Annotated in this window: 1 protein-coding gene; it reads right to left on the bottom strand. The window is 65.0% G+C overall.

The genetic code is table 11. The features are described 5' to 3' along the window. On the bottom strand, window positions 1–3,157 hold a 3,157-nt coding region (locus VEK15_27425; protein HXV64460.1), incomplete at its 3' end, for a bifunctional transaldolase/phosoglucose isomerase. Window positions 3,158–3,309: the final 152 nt, after the last annotated feature.

Below are 3,309 nucleotides of genomic sequence, written 5' to 3'. Positions count from 1 at the left end.
CCTCGAAGTCCCCCCGCGCCTGCGCCGCCTTGACGATCCCGAAGGTGTAACCCTGTCCGGGTACCTCGAGATCGACGGCGTCGTCGCAGGTGATGGAGAGGAATACCCCTGTGTTCGGCCCGCCTTTGTAGGCCTGACCCGTCGAGTGCAGGAACCGTGGCCCGAACTCCAGGCAGGTGGCGACTCGTTTGGAGTCGCGAACGCCGTGGCGCACCGCCTGAAGAGTGCGCTCGTGCCCTTCGTTCATCTCGATGTACGCGAGGAGCGAGAAGTAGTCCCCCGCCCCGAGCCGGTTCAGATGCGCTTTCAGATAGGCGGCGAGAGTGCGATCGCCGTCCACCCGTTCATTCAAGAACTCGGCGTTCTCCACGTCGGTGTATAGCTCGACTCCTTCCCCCCTGTAGATCGGGCTCTCGGCTGGAAACTGCCCTGTTTTCTGGTACTCCGCCGTCAGTTTTCGGGTCGCGATCTTGCTCGCTTCCACGTCCGGCTGATCGAAAGGATGAATGCCGAGAATGGAGCCGGCCACGGCGGTCGCGATCTCCCAGCGGAAGAACTCTTCGCCGAGGTCGTAGGGATCGTCCATCAGGATGCGCACCACGGGGTGACCGGCCCGCTCCAGCGCTTCCACGGATCGGTCCTGATCCCGATCCGGCGCGGACAGCAGCTTGATGTAGACGAAGATGCGGTCGGAGCCGTAGACCTCCGCTTCACCGGGCCGCTCCCCGTCGATGGGGATCAATCCCTTACCCTCTTTTCCCGTCGATTCGGCGACGAGCTGTGTGAGCCACACGCCGAGAGCGGAAACGCCCGGTGAGGCGAGGATGGTCACTTTGTCGCGCCCGAACCGCGTCGCGGCCGCACCGATGATGGCCCCGAGGACGATGCCCGGATTTTCCTCGACGGGGACCGACGGCATGCAGGCGCAAACCATCTCCTCGGTCCGATCGAGAAACCTCGCGACGTCCACTCCCATGAGGGCCGCGGGGACCAGGCCGAAATCGGACAACGCAGAGTAGCGTCCGCCGATGTCCGGCCAGCCGAGAAAGACCTGCCGGAAGCCGTCCGCTTGGGCCGTCTGCTCGAGCCTCGATCCCGGGTCGGTGATGGCGAGGAAGCGGCGCCCCGCTTCTTCCCGACCGACGATCCGCTCGAGCCGATCGAAGAAATACCGCCGGAAGATATCCGGCTCGAGGGTCGAGCCGGATTTGCTCGAAACGATGAAGAGCGTCTTCTCGAGATCGACCCGGCTCTCGAAAGACTTCACCTGGCTCGGGTCGGTCGAATCGAGGACGTGCAGCTCCGGATAGCCGGGGAGTTTGCCGAAGGTCTTCTTCATCACGTCCGGACAAAGGCTGGATCCCCCCATGCCGAGGAGCAGGACGTGCGAGAAGCCCGCGCTCCGGGCCTCTTCCCTCATGCGCGTCAGGTGCTCGATGTGCGCGAGCTGGTCGTTGACGATCCCGAGCCATCCGAGCCACCGCGCTTCGTCTTTCCCGGTCCAGAGTGTGGAATCGCGGCCCCAGAGCCTTCGGGCCTTGCCCTGGGCGCGCCACTCGGCGAGCGTCTCTTTCACCGCCTCCGCCATCGGCTCGGGCAGCTGATAAGTCAGCCGATTGATCTTCCCCGCGCCCGGCTCGCGGCTTTGCTTCTCGACCGCCTTCAACAGCTTGTCGAAGGCTTGCGAGAAGAGGATCAATCCCTCCTCGAGGAGCTTCTCCGTCACCTCTTTCATCGCGATCCCCGCTTTCGCGAGATCGTTCATCGTGTCAAAGGCGCCTTCGACGTCCTCGGTGAGGCTCGCCCGCGGGTGGCCGTGGTCGCGAAAGGCTTCGAATGTGGCCGGAGGAATCGTGTTGACGGTATCGGGACCGATGAGCTCCTCCACGTAGAGGACGTCGCGATAAGCGGGGTTCTTGGTGCCCGTACTGGCCCAGAGGAGCCGCTGCGGGCGGGCGCCCTTTTCCGCGAGCGCCTGAAAGCGCGGACTCTGGAAGAGCACCTGGTAGCGCTGGTAGGCGAGCTTCGCGTTCGCGATCGCCGCCTTTCCGCTGAGATGTCGCAACGCGGGAGCGGTCTCGGCGATTATGGCGTCGACGGCGCTATCGATGCGGCTGATGAAGAAGCTGGCGACACTCGCGACGCCGCTCGGATCGCCGCCCCGGGAGGCGAGCCTCTCGATTCCGCCGATGTAGGCCTCCGCCACCTGCTCGTAAACGTCCTGGGAGAAGAGCAGCGTCACGTTGACGTTCAGGCCCTCGCTCACGAGCTCGTGGAAGGCGGCGATGCCCTGGGGCGTCGCGGGGACCTTGATCATGAGGTTCTCGCGATCCACCTCCTGCCATAGCCGCCGCGCTTCTTCGAGGGTGCCCTCGGCGTCGTAGGCGAGGAAGGGAGAGACCTCGAGGCTCACGTACCCGTCCCGCCTCGAGGACTCCTCGTACACCGGGCGGAGCACGTCCGCGGCGTCTCGAACGTCGCGGACCGCGAGGTTCTCGTAGAGCCTCTTCGGGTCCATGGTCCGCGCTTCCGGAGACTCGAGGAGGTCTCGATAGTCGGAACTTCCCGCAACCGCCTTCTCGAAGATCGCCGGGTTCGAGGTGACCCCCCGAAGCCCGTCCTCGTCGATGAGGCGGCGGAGCTCGCCGCTGGTGATGAGGCTCCTCCGTATGTAGTCCAGCCAGACCGACTGGCCGAACACGGAAAGCGCCCGAAGCGGATTCTCGAGCGACGTCAACTTCGCGAGCCTCCGCCGGTGGCGCGGCTCCCCGCTGAACTTCGCTTCCAGGAACGCGCGCACCAGCTCGCGGGCGAGCTCGACCCCCACCACCCGGCCTCCGAGGACCAGCACGTTCATGTCGTCGTGCTCGACGCCCTGATGCGCGGAATAGGTGTCGTGGCAGAGCCCGGCGCGAATGCCGGGAATGCGGTTGGCGGCCATGGATGCCCCGACCCCGCTTCCGCAGATCACGATGCCGCGCTCGGCTCTCGATTCGCGAAGCGCGGTCGCCACGGCCTCCGCGTAATCGGGATAGTCGACTGGATCCTGGCGATGAGTGCCCACATCGAGAATCTCGTGGTTTTCCCTTGACAGGAAGGGCTTCACCGCCTCTTTCAGCTCGAACCCTGCGTGATCGGAACCTATTGCGATGCGCATTACTCACCTCGCTTTCGCGATCTGCTCCCTGGCTGCCGCGACGATGTCCTCGGGAAGGAAGCCGAATTTCCTCTGGAGCTCCTTGAGCGGCGCCGACGCCCCGAAGGTCTCCATCCCGATGCTCTTGCCGCTCGCTCCGACGTAACGGCTCC

The organism is Vicinamibacteria bacterium (genome assembly GCA_035620555.1).
GTDB lineage: Bacteria > Acidobacteriota > Vicinamibacteria > Marinacidobacterales > SMYC01 > DASPGQ01.
This window is presented reverse-complemented; position numbering and strand designations above follow the sequence as displayed.